This is a genomic window from Enterobacter sp. CM29, from assembly GCF_013179605.1.
GTDB lineage: Bacteria > Pseudomonadota > Gammaproteobacteria > Enterobacterales > Enterobacteriaceae > Enterobacter > Enterobacter intestinihominis.
The window spans coordinates 1-4092 of sequence record NZ_JABMCU010000279.1 but is presented as its reverse complement, the minus strand read 5'-3'; the positions used below and the strand labels follow the sequence as shown (position 1 = coordinate 4092).

At 52.0% G+C, this 4092-nt stretch carries 6 protein-coding genes and 1 pseudogene; 4 read left to right on the top strand and 3 right to left on the bottom strand.

All coding sequences use genetic code 11. The annotated features are described in order from the left end of the window. Positions 1-215, bottom strand: a pseudogene (locus HP459_RS21770) (phosphoglucomutase, alpha-D-glucose phosphate-specific); the annotation flags it as partial. Between the two features lie 24 nt (positions 216-239). Then, a complete protein-coding gene (gene seqA, locus HP459_RS21765; protein WP_003858650.1) occupies positions 240-785 on the bottom strand; it encodes a replication initiation negative regulator SeqA in 546 nt (181 codons plus the stop codon). Positions 786-968: 183 nt separating this feature from the next. Here seqA and ybfF point away from each other — a divergent pair, with 183 nt between their 5' ends. The 4 genes from ybfF to fur all read left to right on the top strand — a co-directional run bounded on the left by ybfF (position 969) and on the right by fur (position 3582). Further along, positions 969-1742, top strand: coding sequence for an esterase (gene ybfF, locus HP459_RS21760; RefSeq protein WP_022647446.1), 774 nt, complete (start codon positions 969-971; stop codon positions 1740-1742). Between the two features lie 128 nt (positions 1743-1870). Further along, complete coding sequence (gene ybfE / locus HP459_RS21755; protein ID WP_003858652.1) at positions 1871-2158, top strand: LexA regulated protein; 288 nt, start codon at positions 1871-1873, stop codon at positions 2156-2158. A gap of 155 nt (positions 2159-2313) precedes the next feature. Then, on the top strand, positions 2314-2844 hold the full coding sequence (fldA, locus tag HP459_RS21750) for a flavodoxin FldA (RefSeq protein ID WP_003858653.1): 531 nt from the start codon (positions 2314-2316) through the stop codon (positions 2842-2844). 291 nt (positions 2845-3135) lie between these two features. After that, positions 3136-3582, top strand: coding sequence for a ferric iron uptake transcriptional regulator (fur, locus tag HP459_RS21740; RefSeq protein ID WP_003858655.1), 447 nt, complete (start codon positions 3136-3138; stop codon positions 3580-3582). A gap of 92 nt (positions 3583-3674) precedes the next feature. On the opposite strand, the gene chiQ is transcribed toward fur, so the two are convergent. Next, the gene (gene chiQ / locus HP459_RS21735; protein ID WP_032621829.1) at positions 3675-4001 is read right to left on the bottom strand and encodes a ChiQ/YbfN family lipoprotein; all 327 of its coding nucleotides are present in this window, start codon (positions 3999-4001) and stop codon (positions 3675-3677) included. Positions 4002-4092 lie beyond the last annotated feature (91 nt).

Sequence of the window (4092 nt, the reverse complement as noted above, 5' to 3'; positions counted from 1 at the left end):
CGCTCTTCCGCGATGGCCTGAGCAATGGCCAGAATGTGCGGTTCGTTAAAGCTATGTCGCGCCGCGCTGCCGCGGTGGCCAGATGTACCAAACTTCACTGCGTGTTCTGCGTTGCCCACCACCGGCTTCAGCACGTAGTACTGCGCGGTCAGTTGAGCGACGTTAATCAAATCGCGTTGTTGTGCAGGTTGTCCTGCACGGCTGTGATTTGCCATTGCCTGGTCCTTCTGATGCAAGGGTTAAATTGTACCGCAAACCTTTTCGATCAATTCCGCCGGGAACTGCATGGACTGCATGATATGTTCGATCATGCTGCACTTGCGGCCCGTATTGGTATTGGTGATCACCCAGTATGGCGTACCGGGAACATGTTTGGGTTTGGTTTGGTTGCCATTTTGCAGCAGGGTCTGCTCGTCACCTGCGAAGTAAACGCGCGTGCGACCGTGCAGCGACTCTGTCGCTTCTGCAAATGCGTTGTTATCCAGTGAGTAAAGTGTAGACAGCACCAGCATAAAGCGGTTAACCGCCTTTTTCTGCTCTGCATATTCATCGGACAGCAGCAGCTCGCGCATCGCGCGCACTTTGTCTTTTGCCGGCATGACGGCAGGTTTTACTTGTGCAACAACGCTCGGCTGAGACACGACATCTTTAGTGACAGGAGTGGGCTGTGAGGCGGCGGAAATTTTAAGCATGCGCCGTAAAATGTCGGACGCGCTCTCCCCAATATGCCGCGTCTGGCTGGCAATATACTGATAGAGTTCGTCATCAACTTCGATTGTTTTCATCTTAATCCAGTGCGATATCTTATCTGAATACAAGTCGTTGAGATTATAAGGTCTAATCCCAACAGCGGATAGCGTCAAACCAGGTTGGCGGCAAAAGTCAGATTAAACTGGATCCTTGCCCCCGGGCGGCAGAATGGTCAACATGATACCCTAACCTGACAAACCTAAAAAAAGAACTTTGCCATGAAATTGAATACCCGAGCGCAAACTGCACAATCGCCGAACAATAATTCTCCCATCGTACTGGTTCACGGCCTGTTTGGTAGCCTGGATAACCTGGGCGTGCTGGCGCGCGATTTAGTGACCGATCACGAGATCCTCCAGGTTGATATGCGCAATCACGGTCTTTCAGGGCGCTCGGAGGAGATGACCTACGCAGCCATGGCGCAGGATCTGCGGGACACCCTCGATGCGAATAACATCCAGAAAGCGACGCTCATCGGGCATTCAATGGGCGGTAAAGCGGTGATGGCGCTTACAGCGCTGGCCCCTGAGCGAATTTCCGGTCTGGTGGTCATTGACGTTGCGCCCGTCAATTACGACGTTCGCCGTCACGATGAGATTTTCGCTGCGATCAATGCTGTGACAGAGTCAGGCGTCTCCACACGCCAGCAGGCGGCAGCCGTTATGCGCGAGCATCTCGATGAAGAAGGCGTGGTCCAGTTCCTGCTGAAATCCTTTGTTGACGGACAATGGCGCTTTAACGTCCCGGTACTGTGGGATCAGTATTCGCATATTGTGGGGTGGGAAAATGTCCCCGCCTGGCCGCACCCTACCCTCTTTATTCGCGGCGGCAACTCCCCTTACGTCACTGACGCGTACCGTGACACGCTGCTGGCGCAATTTCCGCAGGCTCGCGCTCACGTCATCGCCGGTGCCGGGCACTGGGTCCACGCGGAAAAACCGGATGCGGTCCTGCGCGCCATTCGCCGCTATCTTACTGATACAGCGAATTGATTAAAAAGCCAGCGACCGGAAGACGACGGGCTTCCAGTCGTTGGCGTGTGGATATGGGTGATGTATGATGGCGCGCTTATCGCCCGGGCATTAGCAGGGCGGCGTGTTTCCCCCGAAGTCTCAGAATCATGGCCAAAGAACAAACGGACCGTACGACACTAGATCTGTTCGCGAATGAGCGTCGACCGGGACGACCGAAAACGAATCCGCTTTCGCGCGATGAACAGCTGCGTATCAATAAACGCAACCAGCTTAAACGCGATAAAAATCGTGGGCTTAAGCGTGTCGAACTCAAGCTGAATGCCGATGCCGTCGATGCGCTTAACGAGTTAGCTGACGCGCGCAACATCAGCCGCAGCGAACTGATCGAAGAGATGCTGATCGCCCAGCTTGAGACGTTACGCGGCAAGGCGTGAGTCAGAAAATCCCCAATATTACCTTTTTCATGTAGCACAGAGTGCAGTCCTGCGTGATAGCTGTTTCCGCAGGGTTGCCTGTTCTGCTATTATTGCCCTTATCCGTGGACAATTTGCGCCACCATACCATTAAGTTTCAAGAGGTTATTTTACTCATGGCAATCATCGGCATTTTCTTTGGCAGTGATACCGGCAATACTGAAAATATCGCAAAAAACATTCAAAAACAGCTCGGTAAAGACGTTGCTGATGTGCATGACATCGCCAAGAGCAGCAAAGAAGATCTCGAGGGCTATGACATCCTGCTGCTGGGCATCCCGACCTGGTACTACGGTGAAGCACAGTGTGACTGGGACGATTTCTTCCCGACGCTGGAAGAAGTCGACTTCAACGGCAAGCTGGTTGCCCTGTTTGGCTGTGGCGATCAGGAAGACTACGCTGAGTATTTCTGTGATGCGCTGGGCACTATTCGCGACATCATTGAGCCGCGCGGTGCGGCGATCGTTGGTCACTGGCCAACAGCGGGTTACCACTTCGAAGCTTCCAAAGGTCTGGCAGATGACGATCACTTCGTTGGCCTTGCCATTGATGAAGACCGTCAGCCAGAGCTGACCGCAGAGCGTGTAGAAAAATGGGTTAAGCAGGTTCGTGAAGAGCTGAACCTGGACGATATCCTTAACGCCTGATATCCCTGCGGCGCAACTCCGGTTGCGCCCGTTGTCCAGGTAAAACCGATTAAATTAATTGCTACAAACTTTTAACTTTTTCGTCCAGACCTGTACAATATCCCCCTGGTAAAAAGTGGGTGCCATCGAACAAGTTTGTTGGTGATACCACGTTTTTATAAGCATACTTTGCTTGAGACTTGCAGTTTTCATTTAGCCATGGCAGTTCTATAATGAGACGCATTATCCCAAGTGCATTTTCTGTCACTTCTTCTTTTGAAGTGAATCGTTTAGCAACAGGACAGATTCCGCATGACTGACAACAATACCGCATTAAAGAAAGCTGGCCTGAAAGTAACGCTTCCTCGGTTAAAAATCCTTGAAGTGCTTCAGGGGCCAGACAATCACCATGTCAGTGCGGAAGACCTTTATAAGCGTCTTATCGATATGGGTGAAGAGATTGGGCTGGCAACCGTCTATCGTGTGCTGAACCAGTTTGATGACGCGGGCATTGTTACTCGTCATAATTTCGAAGGCGGTAAATCCGTGTTCGAGCTGACTCAGCAGCACCACCACGATCACCTGATCTGCCTCGACTGTGGCAAGGTCATTGAATTTAGCGATGATTCCATTGAATCACGCCAGCGTGAAATCGCCGCCCGTCATGGCATCCGCCTGACCAACCACAGCCTGTACCTGTACGGTCACTGTGCTGAAGGGGATTGCCGCGAAAATGAACATGCGCACGACGCAAAATAAGTCAGTGTTCATACTCTGAGCCAGCCGTGAGGTTGGCTTTTTTTTGCCTGGAAAAAGCCCAGTAAGCGCAGCGCCACCGGGCGTAAAGCAACTTATTTATTGTTATTGCGAATCTCGTCCCAAATCTTATCGCAACGCTTCGCCACTTCCTGATCGTTACCGGTTTTACGCGCCTGAATACAGGCCTGGTAATCCATCACGCGAACGTTTTCCTGCGTGGCGAATTGCTCATGGGCTTTGTCTTTTTTCAGCACGTTCAGCACGCTTTGACAGGCTTCAATCTTCTCAGGTGAACCTTGTGCGGTATTGATGCAAGCGCTATACGCCTCTTTAAGACGGGAGTCTTCTTTCGGCGCCTGATCCTGCGCGCACGCCACCAGCCCGAATGCCAGCAGCGCAACGATTACCCTTTTTTTCATCATGTTCAGTCTCCATAACGGCGGGACACAGCCCGCCGCAGCATTCATCAGAAGATGGTAAATGGCGCAATGACCATAAATTTCACGTCGC

Excerpts from the sequence above, each read along its gene's own strand:
- ybfF (WP_022647446.1), top strand. The coding sequence starts at position 969 with ATGAAATTGAATACCCGAGCGCAAACTGCACAATCGCCGAACAATAAT.
- seqA (WP_003858650.1), bottom strand. The coding sequence starts at position 785 with ATGAAAACAATCGAAGTTGATGACGAACTCTATCAGTATATTGCCAGC.
- chiQ (WP_032621829.1), bottom strand. The coding sequence starts at position 4,001 with ATGAAAAAAAGGGTAATCGTTGCGCTGCTGGCATTCGGGCTGGTGGCG.
- ybfE (WP_003858652.1), top strand. The coding sequence starts at position 1,871 with ATGGCCAAAGAACAAACGGACCGTACGACACTAGATCTGTTCGCGAAT.
- fldA (WP_003858653.1), top strand. The coding sequence starts at position 2,314 with ATGGCAATCATCGGCATTTTCTTTGGCAGTGATACCGGCAATACTGAA.
- fur (WP_003858655.1), top strand. The coding sequence starts at position 3,136 with ATGACTGACAACAATACCGCATTAAAGAAAGCTGGCCTGAAAGTAACG.